19 protein-coding genes and 1 pseudogene are annotated in these 25,556 nt (G+C 37.2%); 18 read left to right on the top strand and 2 right to left on the bottom strand.

The window, feature by feature from the left end; genetic code table 11:
• Nucleotides 1–374: 374 nt before the first annotated feature.
• Nucleotides 375–572: a cold shock domain-containing protein gene (locus EO114_RS07495; RefSeq protein WP_009354004.1), complete on the top strand. Its 198-nt coding sequence runs from the start codon at nt 375–377 to the stop codon at nt 570–572.
• 161 nt (nt 573–733) lie between these two features.
• On the top strand, nt 734–1,267 hold the full coding sequence (gene hpf, locus EO114_RS07490; RefSeq protein ID WP_009372200.1) for a ribosome hibernation-promoting factor, HPF/YfiA family: 534 nt from the start codon (nt 734–736) through the stop codon (nt 1,265–1,267).
• 183 nt (nt 1,268–1,450) lie between these two features.
• Here the strand turns inward: hpf and EO114_RS07480 are convergent, their stop codons facing one another.
• On the bottom strand, nt 1,451–5,383 hold the full coding sequence (locus tag EO114_RS07480) for a phosphoribosylformylglycinamidine synthase (RefSeq protein ID WP_240629077.1): 3,933 nt from the start codon (nt 5,381–5,383) through the stop codon (nt 1,451–1,453).
• A gap of 234 nt (nt 5,384–5,617) precedes the next feature.
• Between EO114_RS07480 and EO114_RS07475 the strand changes: the two genes are divergently transcribed.
• The 8 genes from EO114_RS07475 to EO114_RS07440 all read left to right on the top strand — a co-directional run bounded on the left by EO114_RS07475 (nt 5,618) and on the right by EO114_RS07440 (nt 14,086).
• A complete protein-coding gene (locus EO114_RS07475) occupies nt 5,618–7,174 on the top strand; it encodes an amidophosphoribosyltransferase (RefSeq protein ID WP_127062459.1) in 1,557 nt (518 codons plus the stop codon).
• Nucleotides 7,164–8,225: a phosphoribosylformylglycinamidine cyclo-ligase gene (gene purM, locus EO114_RS07470; RefSeq protein ID WP_127062456.1), complete on the top strand. Its 1,062-nt coding sequence runs from the start codon at nt 7,164–7,166 to the stop codon at nt 8,223–8,225. Before EO114_RS07475 ends, purM begins: the two co-directional genes overlap by 11 nt.
• Entirely contained in the window at nt 8,218–8,841 is a 624-nt protein-coding gene (gene purN, locus EO114_RS07465) for a phosphoribosylglycinamide formyltransferase (RefSeq protein ID WP_127062454.1), read from the top strand. The genes purM and purN overlap by 8 nt, the downstream gene beginning before the upstream one ends.
• A gap of 19 nt (nt 8,842–8,860) precedes the next feature.
• Nucleotides 8,861–10,162: a phosphoribosylamine--glycine ligase gene (purD, locus tag EO114_RS07460; RefSeq protein ID WP_127062451.1), complete on the top strand. Its 1,302-nt coding sequence runs from the start codon at nt 8,861–8,863 to the stop codon at nt 10,160–10,162.
• Nucleotides 10,163–10,229: 67 nt separating this feature from the next.
• On the top strand, nt 10,230–11,414 hold the full coding sequence (gene nhaA / locus EO114_RS07455; RefSeq protein ID WP_127062449.1) for a Na+/H+ antiporter NhaA: 1,185 nt from the start codon (nt 10,230–10,232) through the stop codon (nt 11,412–11,414).
• A 314-nt stretch (nt 11,415–11,728) separates the two neighbouring features.
• Entirely contained in the window at nt 11,729–11,986 is a 258-nt protein-coding gene (locus tag EO114_RS07450) for a SemiSWEET family transporter (protein ID WP_127062447.1), read from the top strand.
• A 433-nt stretch (nt 11,987–12,419) separates the two neighbouring features.
• Nucleotides 12,420–13,223 (top strand): peptidoglycan-binding protein, encoded by an 804-nt coding sequence (locus EO114_RS07445; RefSeq protein WP_304480823.1) that lies wholly within the window; start codon nt 12,420–12,422, stop codon nt 13,221–13,223.
• A gap of 203 nt (nt 13,224–13,426) precedes the next feature.
• Nucleotides 13,427–14,086 carry a TerC family protein gene (locus tag EO114_RS07440; protein WP_127062464.1) on the top strand — a complete coding sequence of 220 codons (660 nt, stop codon included), beginning with the start codon at nt 13,427–13,429 and terminating at the stop codon, nt 14,084–14,086.
• Nucleotides 14,087–14,758: 672 nt separating this feature from the next.
• Here the strand turns inward: EO114_RS07440 and EO114_RS07435 are convergent.
• Nucleotides 14,759–15,187, bottom strand: a pseudogene (locus tag EO114_RS07435) (type III toxin-antitoxin system ToxN/AbiQ family toxin); the annotation flags it as partial.
• Between the two features lie 425 nt (nt 15,188–15,612).
• Between EO114_RS07435 and rlmD the strand changes: the two are divergent.
• The 8 genes from rlmD to EO114_RS07395 all read left to right on the top strand — a co-directional run.
• A complete protein-coding gene (rlmD, locus tag EO114_RS07430) occupies nt 15,613–16,998 on the top strand; it encodes a 23S rRNA (uracil(1939)-C(5))-methyltransferase RlmD (RefSeq protein WP_127062442.1) in 1,386 nt (461 codons plus the stop codon).
• Nucleotides 16,999–17,214: 216 nt separating this feature from the next.
• Entirely contained in the window at nt 17,215–19,548 is a 2,334-nt protein-coding gene (locus EO114_RS07425; protein ID WP_127062440.1) for a DUF262 domain-containing protein, read from the top strand.
• A 350-nt stretch (nt 19,549–19,898) separates the two neighbouring features.
• Complete coding sequence (locus tag EO114_RS07420; RefSeq protein ID WP_127062438.1) at nt 19,899–20,084, top strand: antitoxin; 186 nt, start codon at nt 19,899–19,901, stop codon at nt 20,082–20,084.
• Complete coding sequence (locus tag EO114_RS07415) at nt 20,081–21,328, top strand: DNA cytosine methyltransferase (protein ID WP_127062435.1); 1,248 nt, start codon at nt 20,081–20,083, stop codon at nt 21,326–21,328. The genes EO114_RS07420 and EO114_RS07415 overlap by 4 nt, the downstream gene beginning before the upstream one ends.
• On the top strand, nt 21,325–22,071 hold the full coding sequence (locus EO114_RS07410; protein WP_127062433.1) for a hypothetical protein: 747 nt from the start codon (nt 21,325–21,327) through the stop codon (nt 22,069–22,071). The genes EO114_RS07415 and EO114_RS07410 overlap by 4 nt, the downstream gene beginning before the upstream one ends.
• Entirely contained in the window at nt 22,071–23,540 is a 1,470-nt protein-coding gene (locus tag EO114_RS07405) for an McrB family protein (RefSeq protein WP_206168676.1), read from the top strand. The genes EO114_RS07410 and EO114_RS07405 overlap by 1 nt, the downstream gene beginning before the upstream one ends.
• A gap of 17 nt (nt 23,541–23,557) precedes the next feature.
• Nucleotides 23,558–24,835, top strand: a complete 1,278-nt coding sequence (locus EO114_RS07400; protein WP_127062431.1) for an LlaJI family restriction endonuclease — start codon at nt 23,558–23,560, stop codon at nt 24,833–24,835.
• Nucleotides 24,836–25,122: 287 nt separating this feature from the next.
• The coding region (locus EO114_RS07395; protein ID WP_164723802.1) for an AAA family ATPase at nt 25,123–25,556 on the top strand (434 nt) is incomplete at its 3' end.

Here is a 25,556-nt window from a genome sequence, read left to right as displayed (position 1 = left end):
GTTTCATAGTTGTTTATAAAATAAAATAATTATTAAAATGATGCGCATATAGAATAAATACAACGATATGAATAAAATATATAAATTTAATCTTGATAATTGACATTATTCATAGATTTATAAAAATAAGGTATAATGTGAATATAAATTGAAAAATATAATGTATATATAAAGCGTAAAATATACCCTAAATGTTTATCTTATTAGTATAGAATGAAATAATTGATTAATAGTTTCGTTAAATTATATCGATATGTTATATACTTGAAAATAAAGTGATATTTTGATTGACATCATACATATATAGTGATAACATGAAAGCAAGATTTAGATACTCTAAATCGCTTGCAGTATTAAAGGTAGGAGGAATTATCATGCTTGGGAAAGTAAAATGGTTCAGTGCAGAAAAAGGTTATGGCTTTATTGAAAGAGAAGATGGCAGCGATGTATTCGTTCATTTTTCTGCAATCCAAGAAGATGGCTTTAAGTCTTTATCCGAAGGACAACAAGTAGAATTTGAAATCGTAGATGGCAACCGTGGTCTTCAAGCGGCTAACGTATATAAAGCATAATTTATGAACAAAGCTTAGGGATTCCTAAATAGGGTCCCTAAGTTTTTTTACTTTCACTAAATGTAGAAAAAATATAGAAAAATAAAAAAGGGTTTTCATACTTTCATGTAGAATTATATACATATAGCAACACTATATGTTACACAGAAAGGGTGACGACTATGAAAGTATCTGTAAGAGGAAAAAATCTTGAAGTGACAGCTGCCTTGCGTGAATATATTGAAAAACGGTTGGAAAAGTTATCCCGTTATTTTGAAACACCAGTTACGGTTCAAGTTGTGTTATCTTTAGAAAAAGAAGAGCGTAAAGTAGAAGTGACATGTTTTGTAGAAAGCGTAGTATTGCGTGGTGTAGAGAGTCACTTAGATATGTATGCTGCTATCGATTTAGTGGTGGATAAAATTGTTCGTCAAATCCATAAACATAAAACACGGTTAGCGAAACGATTCCGTAAAGAAACTGGATTCCATGTAGATGTGACACCTGTGGAAGCGATTCCAGAAGAAAAGGAATTAGAAGTAGTACGTCGCAAAAACTTTACTGTACGTCCTATGAGCGTGGAAGAAGCAATTTTACAAATGAATCTATTGGAACATGACTTCTTTATGTTCTTCAATGAAGATACTGAAATCATGAACGTTGTATATCGTCGACATGATGGCAAATATGGTTTGTTAGAACCAGAAGTGGGTTAATTATAATTCATACATCATATATCATATATAAAGGGCTATGATACCATGTGTTACATGTTGTCATAGCCTCTTTTTTGTAAAGCCATATAACGATAGAGGAAGATGGATGCTTTTACTCCATCTTCCTCTATTTGTGTTTTTCAGTTTTTTTATAGTTTGGACTTAGGTTACCGAGCGAGAGTACTAATCTATAAAGTAGTGCACGCCTGATGCAAAAATAGGCATTACAAGGTTACCATTGATATTTTTATGTATACCATGGCCCAGGCGTTCTATATGAGCCATTTTCCCTAATACTCTACCATCAGGGCTTAATAATCCTTCTACAGCACCTATAGATTGGTTAGGGTTCCATTGTGGATCATAGGTAGTATTACCCACTAGGTCTACATATTGTGTGGCAACTTGCCCCTGAGTATAGAGTTCTTCTACTTGTTCTGTTGTAGCCAGTAAACGACCTTCTCCATGAGAAATAGGGACTGTGTAGATGTCGCCTATGTGACAAGCACTGAGCCATGGTGAATTTGTGGATACAACCTTAGTATGGACTATCGTAGAAATGTGACGTCCTATTGTATTGTACGTTAAGGTAGGACTGGTTTTCTCCAATGGTTGGATATGGCCTGTTGGGACTAATCCAAGCTTAATTAGTGCTTGAAATCCATTGCATATACCAAGCACTAAACCATCACGCTTGTATAATAGATTTTCTAAAGATTCTTGCAAGTATGGATTGTGAAACAGGGTAGCTATAAATTTGCCAGATCCAGCTGGTTCATCACCGCAACTAAAACCACCAGGGAAACATACAATTTGAGCACTGTCTATACTGCGTTTTAAGGCTTGAATAGATTCTTGTAATTCTTGACTGCTTCGATTGCGAATGACAAGAGTTTCTATCTTGGCACCATGCTCTGTGAAAGCCCGTGCAGATTCATATTCACAATTGGTGCCAGGGAATACAGGAATCAGCACTTTAGGATGAGATAGAGAAGTATACTTACTACATGGTTTGCTTTGTGTAGTGTGTAGTAGTTTGCTGTCAGCAGAGGTACTGGTATCGCCGAAGTTTTTTTCTTTTGCGTAGATAGGAAAGATAGATGCTAAGGTGCTTTCATAGGAATTGGTTAAGTCATCTAATGAGATAGTGGTATCTCCCATCACAATAGAAGGGTCTTCCTGTGTAGTGCCAATATGGTATATGTGAGGTAAGTGCCTTAATGCCTGAGTTGTCACAGTATCCACCTCTATGAGGAAGGAACCACGGAAGGGGTAGAACAACATATCTTCAGGAGTTAGAGCAGCATGGGGACTATCATTCTCTGATGCATTGGAACTATGATTCTCTGATGTATTGGCACAGGATTGAGTTATGCTTGTTTGGTCTAGTTCTCGTTTTTTATGCGTAGAAGATACAGCCATAACTAGTCTTTGCAGTTCGTCTTTATGGTAGACACAGCCAATGGCATTGCCTAGACAAGCTTTCACCGTAGCGGGTCCGATGCCATCCTGTTCTATGACATACGCACTATACACTTGTTGCGTGATATTGAAGGAACGCAAGGTTTTACAATGTGCTTTAAAGGCGGCCCAGTTAGGTGTACCATCAGAGAGCTCTGGTACATACAGAAATAGGATGTGATGGTGTGCCTTATGAAAGTGGGGAGATAGTATGCGGTTGACCTCCTCGGTGGTGACGGCAAAAGAAATAAGAGTAGGTGGCACATGGATCTCTTGGAATGTACCGCTCATAGAATCTTTGCCACCAATAGAGGCTACATCTAATTGGTGTTGCGCCTCATAGGCGCCCAACAGAGCAGATACCACTTTACCCCAGGACATAGGACTGTTGAGTTTTTCAAAATATTCTTGAAAACTTAGATAGGCTTTAGAGATATCTCCTCCTAAAGCGGCTAATTTTGCTAAGCTAAGGAGTACCGCATATTGAGCGCCATGGTAAGGACTCCATTCTGATAGATATGGATCAAAACCATGAGTCATGATACTAGCAGTCGTGGTAGTTCCCTGTAATACAGGAAGTTTTGCTACCATCCCTTGGACAGGAGTTTTCAAATAGGTTCCGCTGAAAGGAAAGAGTACTGTATTTCCACCTACGGTAGAGTCAAACATAGCTCGTAATCCTTCTTGGGAGGTACTGTTCAAATCTTGCAAGGCTTGATGAAAGCGTGTTTCTATGGAAGCTTTGGTTGTTGTAGAGAGGAAAGATAGATTCGTAATAAACGAAGGAGAGGGAGTTGTTCTTGGAGATACGATATGAGCTGTAGTACTTTGTGTAGCTCCATTTGTAGCTAAGAACTGACGATGTAGGTTGACGATAATTTCTCCTTGAAAGTCCATCACTAGGCGTCCAGTATTTGTCACTTCTCCTACAATAGTAGCCTCCAAATTTTCCTCTGCACAATAGGATTGGATTCGTTTCCATTGGCTAGGATCAATAATGCAAGCCATTCTTTCTTGGGATTCTGAGATGGCTAGCTCTGTTCCAGTGAGCCCAGTGTATTTTGTAGGTATCGTATCTAGGTATATATGAATGCTATCTGCGAGTTCTCCAATAGCAACGGCTACACCGCCTGCTCCAAAGTCGTTACATCTCTTGATAGATTGTGTCACCTCTGGATTGCGGAATAGGCGTTGAATTTTTCGTTCTGTCACAGGATTTCCTTTTTGCACTTCTGCACCACAGATAGAGAGAGAGTCTTTCGTATGTATTTTAGAAGAGCCTGTAGCACCGCCACAGCCATCACGGCCAGTTTTACCGCCTAGTAAGATAATGAGATCTCCGGGGATGGGGTTTTCACGATGTACATGAGATCGCGGGACAGCACCGATGACAGCACCTACTTCTAAACGTTTAGCTCGATAGGAGTCGTGGTAATACTCACGTACTTCCCCTGTAGGAACGCCAATTTGGTTGCCGTAGGAAGAAAAACCTTTGGCAGCTGTGGTTGTGATGTAGGATTGTGGTAATTTACCGAGCAAAGTATGCTCTTTTGAGACTAAAGGGTTACCAGATCCAGTGATACGCATGGCTTGGTATACATAGGCACGACCACTGAGAGGATCTCGAATACAGCCACCTAAACAAGTAGCAGCACCACCGAAAGGTTCGATTTCAGTGGGGTGATTATGGGTTTCGTTTTTGAACAATAACAGCCATTCTTCTTTTTTACCATCCACCTGCACCGGAACAATGATGGTGCACGCATTGATTTCGTCCGACACATCTAATTGATTTAGTTTGCCTTGATGACGAAGTTCTTGCATAGCCATTGTGGCCATGTCCATTAATGTGGGTGCTACATCAGCTGATGGATTCAGTTGTTGTTTTGTTTCAAGATAGGTTTGATACGTTTTTTGAATCGGCTTGGTAAGGGCAGACTCATCAAAGGTAATCTCCGTTAATTGGGTATTAAATGTAGTGTGGCGACAATGATCTGACCAATAGGTATCTAATACACGAATTTCAGTCACTGTTGGGTTGCGATGCTCTTTTTGAAAATACCTTTGAATACATAGTAGGTCTTCTAGAGTCATGGCCAATTGCATAGAGTGAAGGAGTTCTTCTAGCTTTATTTTCGTCAGGGTGGTGAACTCCTCTATGTGCGAAGTTTCTGGAACTACCGGTGTTACTATATCTAGCGCTATAGGAAGGTCCATGGAGCTTTCATAGGCATCGATAGATTGCAAAAGATATTGTCGAGCTGTATCTATATGTGTTTTAGTTAGGGGGCCCCTTAAGACATAGATTCGTGCAGTACGTACTGTACTATGATCATGATTGGTGAGGATGGAGAGGCATTGCTCTGCAGCATCAGCACGCTGGTCATATTGACCTAGCGTAGGTGCAATAGCAATGGGATGGTCTAGGGCGGACAGGTTTAATGTAGTACAAGTAGTTTCTATGGGAGGTTCAGAAAAAATGAGGGTTTTAGCGCGTTCAAACTCTGATTCTGTGATTCCAGAGATGTCGTATCGTTCGTAGATTGTGAGGTCGGTGAGAGGAATCTGCAAGTCTTGTTGAAAGGTCGCAAGTAGTTGCTGTGACTCTTGTGATGTGGTAGTGCGAGGAGTGACAAATAGACGGAATATGTGCATACATAGCCTCCTTTATATGTTAATAGGATGGTGGTGGAGTTCTTACTACATCCTATAGTATGTTTGTTAGCGTTCCATACATGACTTCTTATATCTTAAGTATACCACGTTTTTTGTTGATTCCCTGAGTTTGTATTGAAGATAGCTGTGTAGCAAGTTATAATAGAGATAGTTTGACATTTGATAATTTGTCCGTGTGCACGATATGAGTAGAGTATGACTCTAGGGGGCATAATGAAATATGATGGTATGTTAGATACATGGCATGAGGAATGCGGAGTCTTTGGAGTCTATGACAAGTCCTCTACCATCGGGACAACTATATATGAAGGACTTGTGGCGTTACAGCACCGAGGGCAAGAGGGAGCGGGGATCGCTGTTGTTCATGAATCACAGATAGATGTGGTGAAAGGACCAGGGCTCGTGAAAGAGGCCTTACAGGATGTTTCTTTCTTAGAAGGTCATATAGGAATTGGACATGTACGGTATTCTACGACAGGTATAGAGAATCCTTGTGATGTACAACCCATTGTAGGAACATCACCGTGGGGTACATTTGCAGTGGCTCATAATGGGAATTTGACGAATGCCCAAGTGTTACGTCGTGAGTTGGAAACCCAAGGCTGTGTATTTACGACCACAATGGATTCAGAAGTCATCGTCCATTTGATTAAATGCTCCAATGAATTGACCATCTTAGGTGCTATTCAGCAAGCTTGTGCGCGATTAGAAGGCGCCTTTTCGTTGACGATTGTTGCCAATGAGAAGCTGATAGGTGTACGAGATCCTCATGGATATCGTCCTCTTTGCGTAGGTCGTACGACCCATGGGTATGTACTTGCCTCTGAAAGTTGCGCTATAGACGCTATAGAGGGGACTTTCATTCGTGATGTAAGGCCTGGTGAAATAATTCTTATTGATGGAACAGATTTCTGCAGTGTACCGTATCACTCCAGTATAAGATACGAAGTCTCGGACTACCAAAATACTGAGGGTGGTATACAGAGTAGAACTATTTCTCGAGGTGGGGTTGAGGGATTAGAAAATAAAGAAAAAACAAAACAATTACATGTAGGAAGTGCAGGCATAGAACAACAGGAGGTAGTGGAACAACATACTTGCGTGTTTGAATATATTTATTTTGCACATCCTACCAGTGTTATCGATGGGCAAGGTGTATCAGAAGCAAGGGTAGCTATGGGACGTCAGCTGGCAAAAGAAACACAATATGAAGCGGATATTGTTATGCCCATACCTAATTCAGGAACTTTGTCTGCTCAGGGATATGCAGAGGAATCTGGTATTCCCTATAGGGAAGGGTTAGTGAGGAATCCGAAGGTATTGCGGACTTTCATAGAACCCAACCAAATTAGTCGAGAGGAAGCGGTGCGTAAAAAGTTTAGTATTGTTCCTGATGTGGTACAAGGAAAGCGTATTGTTCTTATTGATGATTCCATTGTACGAGGCACCACAAGTCGATATATCGTTTCCATGTTACGACAAGCGGGAGCGAAAGAAATCTATTTGTGTTTAACTTCTGAACCTATTCGGTATCCTTGCTATTTTGGTATCGATACATCTGATGCAGAAGAGTTGTTAGCTCATCGATATTCCATAGAAGAAATCAGTCAATATATTGGCGTTGATCGTTTATATTATTTGTCTCATGAAGGATTGATGCAGTCTATGAAACAATTAGAAGTACCGCATTTGTGTGTGGCTTGTTTTACTGGAGAGTATCCAAGTCCTGTAGGGGATGAGTATACCAAGGGAGGTACTTATGTCTGTTGATAATACACCTGTTACTTATTTAGATGCTGGCGTGGATGTAGAAGCGGGGAACCAGCTCATTCAAAAGATTAAACACCGTGTGGAACGCACCTATACACCGGGTGTACTAGGATCTCTAGGTGGTTTTAGTGGGCTCTATTCTTTAGCAGGCCATAACATGAAAGAACATGTGCTAGTATCAAGCACAGATGGAGTGGGTACGAAAATTCGTTTTGCGGTCCTCATGAATAAGCATCGCCAGATTGGTCAAGATTGTGTGGCTATGAGTGTGAACGATGTGGTAGCACAGGGGGCGACTCCTTTATTTTTTCTAGACTACATTGCAGTCGGTAAATTGGAACATAATCATATTGAAAGTATCATCGATGGTATTGGTGAGGCTTGTGAAGAATGTGGGTGTGCTTTAATCGGTGGAGAAACATCGGAAATGTCTAGTTTCTACGGTGATGGCAATTATGATTTAGCTGGCTTTGCAGTGGGGATTGTAGATAAGGACCGATGCATTACGGGAGCCTCTATCGAGGCAGGAGATATGGTGCTAGGTTTACCTTCATCAGGTTTACACTCCAATGGATTTTCCTTAGTACGCCATATCATTTTAGATAAACAACAAATGCCATTGGACACCTATGTAGACGAGTTAGGTCGCACCATTGGAGAAGAAGTATTAACACCAACGAAACTGTATGTAAAACCTATTCTATCACTACTGAAAGAACAGTTAGTGAAGGGGATGGCTCATATAACAGGAGGATCTTTCTACGACAATATTCCTCGCATATTACCAAAAGGGTTATCTGTCACTATTCATAGTGATGCGTGGCCAGTACCACCTATTTTTAAGCTATTACAAGAATGGGGACATGTGGAAATGAGAGAAATGTATCATACTTTCAATATGGGCATAGGTATGGTGCTAGTAGTGAAGCCAGAGTTAGTAGAACGAGTCGTAGAAGTGTTGCAAGAGCAAGGGGAAGTGGTGTACTCCATTGGACTTGTTACAGAAGGGCAGGGAGATGTGACGATTCTTGGTGAGGCATTCCATGCGTAAACATTTGGCTCTATTTGGCAGTGGCAGAGGGTCTAATGGAGAAGCCATCTATAAGGCCATAGAAGCGGGGCATATAAATGGTGAAATAGTTCTTATCATTAGTGATAGACCCCATGTGGGCATTGTGGAGAAGGGACGTGCTTGGCACATTCCTGTACACATAGTAGATCCTGCCAACTATGGTATTGAAGCAGCCTGGACACAAGCTATGCTAGATTTGTTACAAGAATATGAAGTGGAGGGCATTTTGTTAGCTGGGTATATGCGTATATTACCACCTACATTTGTGCAAGCGTACAGAGGAAACATCTTGAACATACATCCCTCCTTATTGCCAGCCTTTACAGGCTTACAGGCACAGAAGCAAGCCTTACTAAAAGGCGTAAAATACACAGGATGTACCGTTCATTTTGTGGATGAAGGCATGGATACGGGTCCTATCATTGCACAGGCGGTGGTACCTGTCTATGAAGATGACACGGTAGATACTTTATCAACACGAATCTTGCATGAAGAGCATCGCATCTACCCAGAGGCGGTGCGATTATTTTGCGAGGATGCCTTGAATATAGTGGGATCTCGTGTTGTCATTAAGAAACAAGCTATTATAAAATAGTTTATATTGGGAGGTATCTATGAAAGTATGTATTATTGGCAATGGTGGTCGTGAACACGCATTAGCTTGGAAATTACATCATAGCCCATCTGTAACAGACGTCTATGTAGTGCCAGGCAATGCAGGAATGACTTCCATAGCCACTGTAGTCAACCTAGATTGGAAGAACCGAGACACCTTACTAGCTTGGTTATTGGACTATAAGATTGACTTGGTTGTGATAGGGCCTGAATTGCCACTTATCGAGGGACTTAGTGATGCAATCAGAACAGTAGGGATTCCTGTATTTGGACCATCCCAGCAGGCTTCTCGATTAGAAGGGTCTAAGTCGTTTGCGAAAGATATAATGCGTCGATATGAGATTCCTACGGCTAAGTATGAGGTTTGCCAAGATGTAGAAACAGGAAAAGGCATTATTCATCAATGGGGCGTACCGATTGTATTAAAGAGGGATGGTCTCTGGGGCGGCAAAGGTGTCACTATTTGTGAGACTTTCACAGACGCAGAACAAGTGTTACAAGAGATGCTGAGTAGTTCGGAAGAAAGCGTTGTGATTGAGGAATATATGCGAGGACAGGAGGTATCCTTGTTGTCCTTTGTGGACGGTACTCACGTCTTACCTATGATAGGAGCAAGAGATCATAAACGATTGTTAGACCATGATGAAGGTCCTAATACAGGAGGCATGGGCGCCTATGCACCGGTGCCAGAACTAGATGGCACTTTGGAACAAACCATAGTAGATACCATAGTAAAACCTATCGTGAAAGCCATGGCAGAAGAAGGTCATCCTTATGTGGGTTGCTTGTATACAGGTCTTATGCTTACCGAGGAAGGACCGAAAGTAGTAGAGTTTAATGCTCGGTTCGGAGATCCAGAGACACAAGTGCTATTGCCATTATTACAGAGTGATCTAGGAGTCATCATGCATGCCACGGCTATGGGGCAGTTAGAGGGGATGTCCTTAGAGTGGTCGAAACAATACGCTTCCTGTGTTATCTTAGCATCCGAAGGATATCCACAGCAGACCTTGACAGGTCAAAGAATCACAGGAGATATTCATACTATAGATACTGTATCGATGGTATTTCACTCTGGTACAACATATGAAACAGATCACTATGTAACGCAAGGTGGTCGTGTATTAGGTGTTGTAGGATTGGGGAATACATTGGAACAATCCTTAGAACATGCTTATGAACGTGTATCCATGATTGACTTTGAGGGACAACAGTATCGTAAGGACATCGGTGAATCGAGTATTGGATTTTGTATACATACGCAATATAGAAAAAATTCGATAGATAAAGAATATAATTAGTGATATAATAACAAAAGAATATGTTAGTTATTTAATGATATATATTACATAGTAGAGGGGTAATTGTATGAATCGAATTGTATCTTTTTTTACATCACCATCAGCAGGGGGTGTACTACTCTTTGTAGCTGCTGTGGTAGGAGTGCTATTGGCAAACTCTCCAGTAGAAAGTTTGTACCACTCTTTGCTTCATGCTAAATTAGGACCATTGTCCATTGAATTATGGATTAATGACGTGGCCATGGCGGTCTTCTTTTTATTTGTAGGCCTTGAAGTAAAACGGGAAATGATTGCAGGGGAATTGAATACCAATGCAAAACGATTTTTGCCTGGTATTGCAGCATTTTTTGGCCTTTTAATGCCGGCTTTAATCTATTATTTCATTGTCGGTTATCATCCAGAATTTATTCATGGTTGGGGGATTCCAACCGCTACAGACATTGCCTTTGCCATCGGTATCGTTTCACTCTTAGGTGATCGAGTACCCATTGCGATGAAAGTATTTTTAACTACCTTGGCTGTTATGGATGATTTAATGGCTATTGTTATCATTGCTTTTTTCTATACAGCGGAATTAAACTTCTTTTACTTATTCGTAGCAGCAATCATCGTGTTCATGTTACAATACGTAAACCGTATGAACTATACGAGACCAATTCCGTATTTAGCATTAGGATTTGGCCTTTGGTTCTGTGTGTTTAAATCAGGATTGCATGCTACCTTAGCAGGTGTAATTTTAGCGGCTTTTATTCCATACCATGGCATACGTGATGGTCGTCATGTATCTCCATTATCTGAATGGGAACACACATTAAGTAACTGGGTTACTTACTTAATTATTCCAATCTTTGGTTTTGCAAATGCAGGGGTATCTTTCCACGGATTTACTTTAGAAAGCTTTGCCCATCCAGTTGTATTAGGTGTTGCAGTAGGTTTAGTATTAGGTAAACAAGTAGGAGTATTTGGCACATTGTTCTTACTAGTAAAATCTAAACTAGTGGAAATGCCAGCTCAAACTAATTGGACTCATGTGTATGGCATCGCTCTATGTTGTGGTATCGGATTTACCATGAGCTTGTTCGTATCTTTGTTAGCATTCCCTCCAGGAGAAGCACAAGAAATGGCAAAAGTTGGTATCTTCGTAGGCTCTATCGTATCTGGTATTTTGGGATATATAGTATTACGGATTGCAGGGCGGAAACAACAAGTAAATGTATCTGAATACGATATGATCAAAGGACAGTATATTTAATTGCATAATTCATAGAGAGTAGAGGCTCTATATAAGCTGTAGTGAAAGGAAACTTTCATTGCAGCTTTTTTATTATGAAAGGTTTCAATATGTAAAAAATGTAAGGGTATAATGCATTTGTGACAAAAAAATAAGAAGGCTCTCTATTATAATGAAAGTTGCTAAAGCGAATCATTATTTCAAAGGAGAGCCCTTCTTATATCATCTATTATAACGTTATATAAAAATATATTTAAGTATTGATTCTCTAAAATTTTGTGATATACTATTTAGGCATTTTAGTTAATTGAACTTAGAAAAGGGAAGAGAATAAAATGAGTGAAAAAAAATTAAAAATATTGGGATGGCTTGGAACATTTCTTTCTGTAATGATGTATGTGTCTTATATTCCACAAATAATGGGAAACTTGGATGGGAATAAAACATTTTTTCTTCAGCCTCTGGCAGCGACGATTAACTGTATCATATGGGCAAGTTACGGACTTTTAAAAGAAAAAAAGGACTATCCTTTGTCAGTAGCAAACTTGCCGGGAATTATCTTTGGATTGCTTGCAACCATTACGGCATTTTAAATAATCTCATTTTAAAGATGTATTGTGAAAAGCTCATTTGAATGATGATTAGTCATTTTAGTGAGCTTTTTTGTTATAATTATTTTTCAAGATATAATTCTAACTTCTTCAATTTTAAAATATTATTTATTATGATTATTTTAATATGTAAAACTTTTGTATCACATCATATTGAAATGATCTATTATACCAATTTAGTATAGCAACTCCATTTTTATGCATATTTACTATAGAAATTGAGGAAAACTAACATTTTTAGTGTACATATATAGTAGGTGGTATTTCCTATGGGGAGTGATTTATACTATATGTGGGAAAAATGTGATAAAAATAGGTACTAAGTGGTGTTAAAGTGTTAAAAAAGCCCTGTTTTTTTGACGTATGTCCCAAAAAATGGTAAAATGTATAAGCATTTAGATATGAGGTGAACATCGTGAAAAAAATAACTCTCCTAGCGATTCTCCTGTTGGTATGTACCATGGTGACAGCTTTGGCAACATCAGGACGTGGTGATCGCGGAAAAGAGGTAGAAGAGTTACAAGCGTTGTTAGTAGCCCAAGGCTATTTGCTTGATACAGCAGATGGTGTGTTTGGGAATAATACAGAATACGCAGTACTCGTCTTTCAGAAAGAACACGGGTTAACTCCAGACGGTAGAGTAGGTAAAGAAACAATGCGTGCTTTACTAGAGAATCAAAAACACTTTGAGGGGCAACAAGCATCTCGAAATACCCGTAGTGTAGAAGTATCACGGTTTGGTGATCGTGGTCGCAACATAGAAGAAGTACAACTTAAATTAGTAGATAGTGGATTTTCTCCTGGAGCTGTTGATGGTGTCTTTGGGGATGGAACTAAAGAAGCTTTGATTCGTTTCCAGCGTCATTATGGATTACCAGTGACAGGAACTGTTGATAGTGCTACATGGTCAAAATTATCTATCAAACGAGGCAAACCAACAAGCTATAAAAAAACATTAGAAATGGAAGCTAGTGCCTATTCAAGTTATGAATCTGGTACACATACAGCTAGAGGCAACGCACTTCGCCGTGGGTATGTTTCGGTAGATCCTAATGTAATTCCATTAGGAACAGAAGTGTATGTGGAAGGATATGGTTATGCTGTAGCGGATGATACAGGTGGTGCTATTATAGGTCATCGCATTGATTTGGCTATGGATAGCTATAATGAGGCCATCCAATTTGGTCGTCGAACAGTAAAAGTATATATTTTAGATTAGAGAAGTCATTGATTTGTTGTAAAACAGAAAGAACATCTAATTGCAAACGTGTTATTACACAAAAATAAAGAGGTAGGAACTAGAGTAATTTAGTTGTTACTAATATAGAGGATAGCTGATTCAGAGAATTGGCTATCCTTTGTTTTATGGGTTCCCTATGCTATAATAAAATGTATTCTAAGTAGTAAATATAGGAGGATATGGTGGATATTACATCAACACAAGGGTTATTAGCAATTTTACAAATTATTATTATTGATATATTATTGGCTGGCGATAATGCTATCGTTATTGGTATGGCAGCTAAAAACTTGCCGGAACATTTGCGTAAACGTGCTATTTTCTGGGGCACAGCAGGGGCAATTGTTTTGCGTCTAGTGATGGCCATTTTGTTTATTGAAGCTTTAGATAATATTCCTGCATTACGCATTGTTGGTGGGATTATGTTGCTTTGGATTGGCTATTCCTTATTGAAAGATGGCGATAATGAACACAATATTGAAGCAAAAGATAATATCTGGGGCGCTATTGCTACGATTATCATTGCTGATGGTGTTATGGGCATCGATAATGTGCTAGGCGTTGTGGCAGCAGCAGAAGGTCATTTTGGGCTAGTAGTAGCTGGTATGTTAGTAACAGTGCCAATTATTGTTTGGGGCAGTACTATCTTTGTCAAACTGATTGATAAATTCCCTGTTATTCTATACGTAGGTGGTGGTATCCTAGGATGGGTCTCTGCTAGCATGATTCAACATGATCCAATGGCAGCACCATATATTGAACCATATAGCTTGCCATTCCATATCGGTTGTGTTGTATTGGTCTTAGGAGCGGCGATGATTCGCAATCGGTTGGTGAAATAGACTTGTATAGTAAGCTACTAGACTTGCTAAAATAGAGATAACAAAAGAGTAAAATAAAAAATATAAAAAGCACAGAGGACCAATTCTGTGCTTTTTGTGATGTAATGATATTTTTTTGAAGTTCAAATGTTGTAGTAAGAGTTTTTATCTACTGAAGTCTTTAGATTTATCTTTTTTGTTTTCCTGGATGGTTTCTTTTTTGTAAATGCTTTCTCGTTCCAATAAATTTCTTCTATGAAAAAAGCCGAGACAAGGCTCGGCATTGTAGATATAAATAAGTATATCGTCGGTGGGAATCACCGCTCTCGTATAGCTTCTCGCTTCTTGATGTACCATATATACACCATCGGTGGGAATCACCGCTCTCACAGGTTCTCGCTTTTCGATGTACCATATATACATCGCTGGTGGGAATCACCACACTCACAGGTTCTCGCTTTTCGATATACTTTTATACTCAAATACTAACATATTAAAAATAACATGTCAAACATAGTTTAAAATATCTTGTGTTTTTTAAATATCAGGTAATTTACCTACTGAAGTCTTTAGATTTATCTTTTTTATTGTCCTCGAGATTGTCTTTTTTATAAATATTTTCTCGCTCTATCCAACGGTCATGATATTTAATGGCTTGTTTTAGGTTGACACAACAAGATTGTTTTTCTTTACCTAATGTATTGTTGATTGTTTATAAAAAGATTGTGCAGCATTGTATATGGTATTTTCTAATTTATTGATAGCCAAAAATTCCTTTTTCAATAGCATACCATAATAATGATCAACTTTGTTTGAAGAACCTAAGTAATCATTAATTAAAAATTTTTTCACTTGTGATTCAGGAACGGGAATCATTTTTCCAATTATAAGATTACTTAAGTGTTTATTATTGTCGTCTAGGATTTTTACCCTCATTCGATTCTTTTCAATGTTTTTTAGTCGATTTATTTCTCTTTTACGTTTCTTTGGTGCTAAATCATTAGGAAGTTTTTTAGTTAAAGATAATGGAGCAAAATATAATCTGTTTTCTACATTCAAAACAATGCCTACATAAGGGCGGGTGCTTTTATCTTTGGTTGAACGTTGTACTTGATTGTCACTTTTTTGTAAAAAGGCTCATGTAATCTTCATTTAATCTGTAAAAGTCAAATTTAGGATTTTTATCTAGATAGCATTCCTCGTGACAAAAAGAAAAGCCGAGATTATTCTCGGCTAAGATAGTAAAAGTAAGTATATTCATGGTGGGGCGCACCATACTTATGGGCCGCTCTTTTAAATTGATAAAACAATTCATGGTGGGGCGCACCATACTCATGGGCCGCTCTTTTAAATTGATAAAATCAATTCATGGTGGGGTGCACCATACTCAAAGACCGCTCTTTTAAATATACTTCTTTACAGGCATAGTACCATTTTAAAAATAACATGTCAAATATAATTTGTAATATTTTTATATTTTTGGATATTAAATGGTATAATAACAAAATAATGATAAAAATCGACTTCATGAATTAAAGGATATATAGATGAGCGGGAAGAAGAAACAACAGAAAGCACCGGTGTGCGTTGGAGCTACTTATACTATAGAGATTCACGGCACGGGTAGTAGTGGCGAAGGGGTAGGCAAATACGAAGGGTTTACTGTATTTGTGCCCTATGCCTTGCCGAATGAAACGGTGCAAGTGAAGATTACCTTAGTGAAAAAGAATTATGCTGTGGGGGATATTGTAGAGGTTATGACACCTTCCTCAGAGCGAGTGGACCCACAATGCGAAGTGTATGGCAATTGTGGTGGTTGCCAATTACAACATGCATCGTATACAGAGCAATTACGACTAAAAACAGAATCTGTGAAAGCAGTCATGGAACGGATTGCAAAATGTGACCCAGAGTTAGTATTGCCTTGCATAGGACCAGAGGAACCATGGCGATATCGCAACAAAATGCAAATGCCTGTAGGCGGTACAGTAGGTAATGTCCGTATGGGCTTTTACCAAAGGGGATCTCATAGCATTATCAATCACGAACAGTGCCCAATTCAAGATGCAGGCAATGATGCCATACGCAAGGTTTGCTATGATGCTATGAAAGAACTAGGAATCGAACCTTATGATGAACATACGGAAAGAGGAGTTCTTCGTCATGTAGTAGGTCGTATCGGTAAAGATGAATGGATGGTCATCCTCGTAAGCCGTACAGCTAGCATTCCACGAGAAATGGAACTAGTAGACCGCATCGTAACTGCGTTGCCACAGGTAACGTCCATCGTAGTGAATCACAATCCAAAACAAACGAATGTGATCTTAGGACCTACGAATCGTACTATCTATGGGAAAGATCAGATTACAGATTATATTAAAGATTTGTCCTTTCAGTTATCACCGCATTCCTTCTTTCAAGTCAATCCAGAACAAACCACAGTGCTATATGATACAGCCTTGGAATTTGCTGACTTGAAAGGCCATGAAACAGTGATTGACGCCTATTGTGGAACGGGAACGATTTCCTTGTTTTTGGCGCATAAAGCAAAGCATGTCATTGGTATTGAAATCGTAGAACCTGCTATTGTAGATGCGAAAAAGAATGCAGAACGAAATGGATATAGTAATACAGAATTTATCGTAGGCGATGCAGCCGTAGAAATGCCTAAGTTATATAAACAAGGTATCAAGCCAGAGGTGATCATATTTGACCCTATCCGTGCAGGCTGTAAAGAAGATGTACTGCACGCTGCCGTTGGCATGGCGCCAGACCGGATCGTATACGTATCTTGCAACCCATCCTCCATGGCACGAGATATAGAAATATTGACAAAACAGGGTTACCAATTGGTGAAAGTCCAGCCAGTGGATATGTTCCCGCAGACATATCATGTTGAGGCTGTGGCATTGCTGATTAAAGTACATAAATAAAAGTGTGCCAAATCATAGTAAACATGAGTTTTTCGAAGACTTGATGTGGACAAAATTTGAGATGGGAAAATGATATAGAAACCGCATGAAATCAAGGCCTTTTTGAAGAATGGGTATATAAGAATATTGAAGTAGGTCGAGTAGGCAAAAATGTTGAGGTTGCATTTATTTAATAATCGGAGCAATCAATGAGAATAAACTAAGGAGGTTATTAAGATGGCTGGATGTACATGTGAAAACTGGTCGTTGCAAGACTTATCTTCTGCATTACAAGATATGCATAAAGATAACAAAAAATTAGTTGTTCCTATGTTTCAAAGAGGAAAACGTTGGAATAAGAACCAGGAGAAAGCATTTATTGATTCTCTGATTAAAGGTTATCCAGTAGGCACCATGCTTTTTTATGAAACCTTCGAAGATAACAAGAAAACGTATATTTTAGTTGATGGTCTCCAACGTGGAAATAGCATCAAAAAATATATGACAAATCCTACAGAATTTTTCTATGACGATAGTATTTCTGATGAGTTCTGTGCTGAGATTTTGAAAATAATAAAAGTTGATGATGAAGAGTATTACTCAGCAATTAGAAATATATTGACTGCATTTATTAAAGAACAGAAGACCTTTAAGAATTTACAGTATTATTCTGTTGCAAAGCAGATAGCTAATGAATTTAAAGCGGGAAATGAGTCGATTGAAAGTTTAATTAACACGATAAAGGTTTTCTTTGAGGAACGTCAAGATTTATATGATCGAATTGCAAGTACTGTAATCCCAGCTATTGTATATACAGGAGAAGAAAGTAATTTGCCGGATATCTTTGACCGTATCAATTCAAAGGGTACGCCACTCGATCAGTATGAAGTATATGCAGCTGCTTGGCCAGTTAATGAAAAGTATGCTATTTCAAACTTAGATGTTATTGAGCATATTGTTAAAAAGTATGATTCATTTGTTGAAGATGGTTATTTTATCCATGGGTACAGTAGAGAGGAAATGCGTTCTACAAGAAAGGTAAACGCATTTGAATACTTGTTCGGATTAGGTAAATATCTTGTGGAAAAATATGAGATATTGGGGTTCAATAAAAATCTTGCAGATGATACTGTTAATCCGATTGCTTTTGAATTGGTAAACGCTTGTTTAAATGACTCTGATAAAATTCGCATACTGTATAAAAATTTACAGCACATTGATTTGAATGACTTAGAGCAGGCTATTTATAAGGCTATTGATTTTGTTAACGAATCAATTTCGGTAGTAACAAAATTTAAAGGCAATTCTAGAAATGCAAATAAAATATTCCATTCCAAGTATCAGATATTGTCTATGATTTCGACAACATTTAAGGAAATGTTTTCTAATGGAGATTACACTAAATTTACAGACAATTGGCAGGATAGAAAATTAATAATAGCAAAGACTTTAGTACATTACTATGTTTATGACATCATCACAAACTATTGGAGTGAGGGTGGTACTGGAAAGATTCATGCTGCGGCTAAACCAAATAGATATGCGAATGAGATTTCAAGTAGAGCCTGGATGGTTGCTTTGGATGGATTCTTTGAACGTTCGATGCTAAGAACTGAGTCAAAAAAGATTGCAAATCCAAAGAGCGAAGAATTTGTGGTTCTTAATTGTATTTATTTAAAGACCTTTACGGCCATGGATCAGCTTTCGATTGAGAGATTTGATGTTGAACATATTGCTCCAAAAGAACAAATGAGAAAACTTATTGAAGACTGCAAAGGAGAGGGTTTACCAATCAGCTGTATTGCTAATTTGTGTTATTTACCAGAGTATGTTAATCGTAGCAAGCAAGATAAAAATTTCTACCAGGACAAGAAGTACCTTCAATATGTTAAGCTTGAAGAGGTTGAGACGAAATACAGCTTTACTGAAGAGGAAGATCTGGACTGGATGGATATGCCATATGAAAAGATTGAAGATTTTGCTGTGTTGAAAGAATACTATACAGATTACTGTACAAAGAGATTTGGAAAGATTAAACATCTATTCTGCGATTCGCTTGGTATTACATACGAAGAAATAGAAGAAGTTCAAGAAGAAGTAAGAACAGTAGTCTCTCCAAAAGCGAAAACAACAGAAAGCAAAAAAGTGAAATTCGCAGATAAATGTGTGGTTAGATTAGCACAAGAAGTTGGTAGCAAACTGATAAAAATTGGTAGAAGTACTTATATAACTTCTGATGGAAAGAAAGGTTTTGTACTTACAACATCAAAAGCGTATAAGCAAGGAAACCGAGATAAGTACTGGTTTGCATATAGAAGAAACTATTTATACGATTTGAAGAACTGTGAAGAGTTATTTGTTGTATATGGCTGCAAAGATGAGTCTACGATGGTTTGTTTACCTATGACGGAAATAGAGGCGCATATCGATGCATTAAATATATCAAAAGATGATGATGGAAAAATAAGTCATTGGCATATGGTATTTTTTAAAGATTTGTCCGGTCATATGACATGGTTGTTATCAAAACCGGATTTGCAAGAAATCAGCATAAACGAATATGTATTATAGTGGATAGAGGTTTGCATTGTGCAAACCTTTTTTTTAGAAAAAAGGTCATATACAGATAAAAACATGTTGAGTACGTAAGTTTGTTGGCTAAAGTGCAGAAGTAAAAGTGTGAAAAAACTTGAAAAATAAGGATTTTCCGAGGGTTTTGACGTAAATTCAGACTCTCTGCTTTTGTGCGTTTTGAAAGCAGATAAATTATAAAATTTGCAAGGTTGACTATACAGAAATATTTATCGCAGAAACAACTAGTTTATGGCGCCTGATTGAAAAATTTACACTAGTATGATACACTGATAATATCATGGTAAAAAATGGGTGAAATACTGGTTAAAAACAATGAGAGGTATTTTATGAGTAATAAAACATACGGAAGACCGACAGGTAGAATTAAAACAGCAAAAATTGAAATTGCGATTGAACCTGAAATAAAAGATGAATTTATGGAGTTGCTTCGTGAGGAAGGAAAAAAAGCATCTAGTGAAATTGGGGTTTGGATTAGAGAATACATTAAGAACCGCAAGGAGCAACAGAAATGAAAAAATATACTTGTATTGACTTGTTCGCTGGAGCGGGTGGATTATCAGAGGGGTTTCTGCAAGCAGAAGCTTTTGAGTTTGTTGCTCATGTAGAGTGGGAAAAACCCATGGTTGATACATTGAGAAACAACCTAGTCAAACGATGGGGTTACAACGAAGATAAAGCTAAAAAGAGTGTGATTCAGTTTGATATCCAGAAAACTGATGAATTGATGCATGGGTCATGGTCAGCTGAAACTATAGCCGACTACGGTAAAAATAATTCTGACGATGTAATACAGTATGGAATAGATGGATTGTTAGAAGGAAGAAAAGTAGATATCATTATCGGTGGACCGCCTTGCCAAGCTTACTCTTTAGCAGGCAGAGCACAAGATCCTAATTCTATGAAGGATGATTATCGTAATTATTTGTTTGAAAGCTTTGTTAAGGTAGTAAATAATTATAGACCAAAAATGTTTGTCTTTGAAAATGTGCCAGGTATTTTAAGCGCTGCACCTGGAGATAGATTGGTAATAGAAAGAATTTGTGAGGCTTTTGAAGAAATTGGATACTCAATTAGAAGACCTGAAGATATGAAAAAGTCTATCTACTCGTCAGCTGATTTTGAAGTTCCACAAGAAAGACGAAGAGTCATCATTATTGGTGTAGAGAAAGAAAGTGGCTTTACTGTCGAGGATTTCTACAAAAGCTTAGATGAAACTAAATCGAATGAACCTAAGAAGACTGTTCGGGATGCTATCGGTTCAATGCCGAAGTTTAGACCCTTAGATAAACCTTATAAGGTTGGTGCCAAGAATGTATCTCATGAGTTGATAGGAGATGTTGAAATTCCTTTGCATAAGGCTAGATACAACAATAAAAGAGACTTGGATGTTTTCAAAGTTTGGCTTACAAATTCAATGAATGATGCTCCTAACAAAGAAAAATTAGAGTTCTATTATAGAGTTACAGGTAAAACAACAAACCATAATAAGTATAGAAGTTTAGAGTGGGATAAACCATCTCCAACAGTGGTATCTCACCTTTATAAAGACGGCTTGATGTTCATTCATCCAGACGTAGAACAAATGCGTTCTATAACTATTAGAGAAGCAGCGTTACTTCAAACTTTTCCAATGGATTTTGAATTCCTCGGCTCAGATGCGTATTGTTTCAAAATGATAGGAAATGCAGTTCCTGTTACTTTTGCAAAGAATATTGCTCTATCTATAAAACAGGTATTGGAGAATGAAGAACAATGAGAGTATTAAATGTTTTAGTGGCTTGTGAAGAAAGCCAGAGAGTATGTACTGAGTTTAGAAGACTCGGACATAACGCATATAGTTGCGATTTATTAGAATGTTCCGGAGGACACCCTGAATGGCATTTTCACCAGGACACTTTAGAGGTAATTAAGAATGGTGGTGGAATATTACAAAACGGTGAAACTGTCTACATTGAAGGTAAATGGGACTTGATGGTCGCACACCCTCCTTGCACATTTTTGGCTGTAAGTGGTGCTAAATGGTATTATCATCCTGAAGATAAAGATTTACCGATCGAACAAAGAAGACCTCACCCGAAATTTCCTAACAGAGCTCAAGACCGTGAAGATGGTGCGAACTTTTTCATGGCTTTAGCAAATGCAGATATTGATTATATAGCAATTGAAAACCCAGTTGGAATAATGAACACAAGATGGAGAAAACCTGATCAGGTAGTACAGCCATATCATTTTGGAGATAGTGCATCAAAGAAAACTTGTTTATGGTTAAAAAACCTTCCCCCACTTGAGTACACGGATGTAGTCGACCCGGGAGAATATATTGAATTCGGTAGTGGAAAAAGACTAGCAAAGTGGTATTCTGACGGCCTTACAAAAACAAAAACACCAGAAGAGCGAAGAACATGGAGAAGTAAAACATTCCCAGGGTTTGCAAAAGCTATCGCAGAGCAATGGGGGAAATTTGTTGCTGATACTCTTGATGGAGAGGAGAATAATTAATGAATATTTATTTAAGAAAAATTCTTAAGCATGATATCACTCATCAAATTAGTGTTACCAAAGAAGTGCTAAATGGATTTTTTGGCGTGTATGAGGAAAAAGAAGCAGCAATAATGAGGGGGAAAAAATCCGGTTATTTAGGAACTGTTACTTTCCTGCTTTCAACTGATCCTAGATTTGGTGGAGATATAAAACAGATTATAAATGCTGAAGGCGGTATACAAGTTGATGATATTCTTTTATTTGTGAAGGAAAAGGATTCATATGTAGTCGAGGTGATTTCAACTTCAGATGAAAGACACAGTACATTTATTTCAGTGATGAATATTGAGCGTCATTTAGTTATTAACATTGATGATGAAATCGTTGATGGTGGATTTATATCCGGTGATTCTGTGGAGTATGCAGCTTATGAAGAGAGTCGTATTCCAAAAGGAAGAAACATCCTTCTTTATGGTGTTCCAGGATCAGGTAAGAGTTGGACGATTCAACATGAGTATTGCACTCCAAAAACTCATGTAGAGCGTCTAGTATTTCATCCAGACTACACATATTCTGATTTTGTCGGACAGATATTACCAAATGTTGCGGAAGATGGTCAAATAAGCTATAAGTTTACACCAGGTCCATTTACTAGCATATTGCGAGATGCTTATGCGGATCCTGAAGGAGATTATGTTCTGATTATAGAGGAAATTAATAGAGGGAATGCACCGGCCATCTTTGGTGAAGTATTTCAATTATTAGATCGTAAAGTTGAAATAAAAGAGCATGACGATGAATTCCCAATCGGAACTAGTGAATATGGAATTACAAATCCCAACATTGCAAATGTTGTATATGGTAATCCAAATCAAAAAGTTAGGATTCCATCTAATCTTTCAATCATAGGAACGATGAATACATCTGACCAAAATGTTTTCACTTTAGATACAGCTTTTCAACGACGTTGGGAAATGCGTTTGATTGAAAATAATTTTGACACAGTTGATTTAAAATTAGCTGATGCCTATATACTCGATACAACGGTGACATGGAGAAATTTTTGTACTACTATTAATGATATAGTAATAGGGAATAGTACGAGAATGACATCTTCTGAAGATAAACGGTTAGGTGCATATTTTGTTCATGTTAGTGATCTAATATTTGATGAAAAAATGGGGAATCTAAGTGATGGCATTTATGATGAATTACGAAATAAAGAAAATACCGGCTCAATAGTAATTGCTGAATACAATAGGTTACGTGAAATTAGACAGGCTATGCAACAAAATAGAAAATTCCCTGAAAAAGTTATTAAATATTTATGGGATGATGCTTTTAAGTTTAATAGGGAGTCAGTTTTTGAGGTTACACAGTATCAAAGTCTTGAAGCAGTAATTAAAGCATTTTTATGGAATACGGGAAATGATCGGTTTACTATATTTAAAGAAACTATTAGGAATGCATTTACTGAAAATACATAATAAGGCGGTGGATGTATATGAACATAGCGAAAGAGACTAATTCAGTAAAAGAATATGATATTCTAAATCATTGCCATGTCAATACGAATGAAGAAGGAGATCGCTTTGTAGGTATTCGGCTTGATACAGATACTATAACAGTCCATTTTCCTATTGGGTATGAACTTTCCAATACAGATGCTGAAGTAAGAAATGATATTATGAATTTAATTCAAGTGCTTTCTGAATTTACTACAAAAACTGAGAGATTGATTAGTACTAATAAATCAAATTCAGTTGAATCTGTAGAATTTCCAATTCATGCGTATAGATATGTCATTGAGTATTTTTTTAGTATTGGCGGTAAATACTATACAGAGACTGATGTGGTATATAAAACAAACTCAAAAGGAAATCAGGATTGGTCAAAAACGTTTAAAAAGCAAAGCCCGCTAGTGTATCAAAAAAATGGGGTTAATAATCTTATTTATACAAACTTTACAGTTAGAACTTCTACACCCAATAATCAGAAACTAATAACTCAAATTAATAGAAACTGTGTATATGAGGCATTTCAAAGGTTAGGTTGGTTGTATGGTCCATATGTTCCAGAACATCCAGGCATAACTTTAGATGCAAAAACATCTATAGCGATTCTTCGCACTAAACTTCCTAATACAAATGATGATAAAAAGAAACAACTATTTCAAAGTATGCTTGATATGCTAACTTTCATGGATAACAAGACCTCTGATAAGGAACTTTATTATGGGACTGGTGAATTTGAGTGGGTGTGGGAAAAGCTAATTGATAGAGCCTTTGGTGTAAGACATAAAGAGGAATACTTTCCAAGAGCTAAGTGGAAGTTGAAGTTCTGTAGTGATACAGAAACACGACCGTTAATGCCAGACACCATCATGATTCATGATGGAAAATATTACGTACTTGATGCTAAATATTATAAATATGGTATTACGGGGCGTTCAGAACATTTACCCAATGGTTCTTCTATTAATAAACAAATTACTTATGGAGAATATCTTGATAAGTACAAAAGAGTAAATTTTACATTAATTTACAATGCATTTATTATGCCATATTCGAAGAATAATAATTTGTTTGGTTTGCATGATAATGTGGGACATATAGGAGAAGCAACAGGAGATTGGAAAGGTGAGGAGCGAACCGATGAGCAAAGAACCTATGAGCGAATACAAGGTATTGTTATAGATACCAAATACTTAATGAATAATTATTTAGGTAATACTGAAAAAATGAAAATAGCACTTGTAGTATGTATTGAATCTGAGTTTTAGATAAAATCAATTTCCGCTTTAATGGGGGACGAATATAATTCTTTAATTTGTCAAAAATGTTCCCTTATTGGGTGTGCGTAATACACCTTAATTTCTGCGCTTGTAGATTCATATCGAGGGTATATGAGAAGTTCTAGGATAGGAATTTTGTCAAGTAAATTGAATGATATATCTATTTTTTGATAATAAATATACCATGGGGGATGGCTGTTGCTGTCCCCCAAAAAATATATTATGAGGCAAAATAATTGATGGGTGAAAAGTAATAATAAAAAAGGTAATAAAAAATGATTTTAAAAAAAATGAAAGTTGAAAATTTTAGGTTATTAAAGGATTTTGAATTAGAGTTTAAAGATGAATTATCTTTAGTTATAGGTAAAAATAATTGTGGAAAAACATCAGCTATTATTATTTTGGATAAGATGTTAAATTCATCTAAATTAATGTGGGAAGATATAAATTTGGAATATCAAAAAGATATTTACAACAAAATAAATGGTTTTGACATATCCGATCAAGAGAAGTTTGAATCACTAGAAACTGTTAATCTAAAATTATTTATTGAGTATGATGATAATGATTCATATGCAAATATTCAAAAATATATGATGGATTTAAAGCCAGAAAATAACATAATAGTGTTAGAATTTGTTTTGGTGATAAATACAAAACAAATTATACAGCTGAAAAATATTATTAGTGAAAAAAAGCTGAAAGATTT

The sequence above is a fragment of the Veillonella sp. 3627 genome, assembly GCF_003992195.1.
Classification (GTDB): Bacteria; Bacillota; Negativicutes; order Veillonellales; family Veillonellaceae; genus F0422.
The sequence above is the reverse complement of the archived record's forward strand: the minus strand, read 5'-3'. Positions and strand labels throughout refer to the sequence as shown.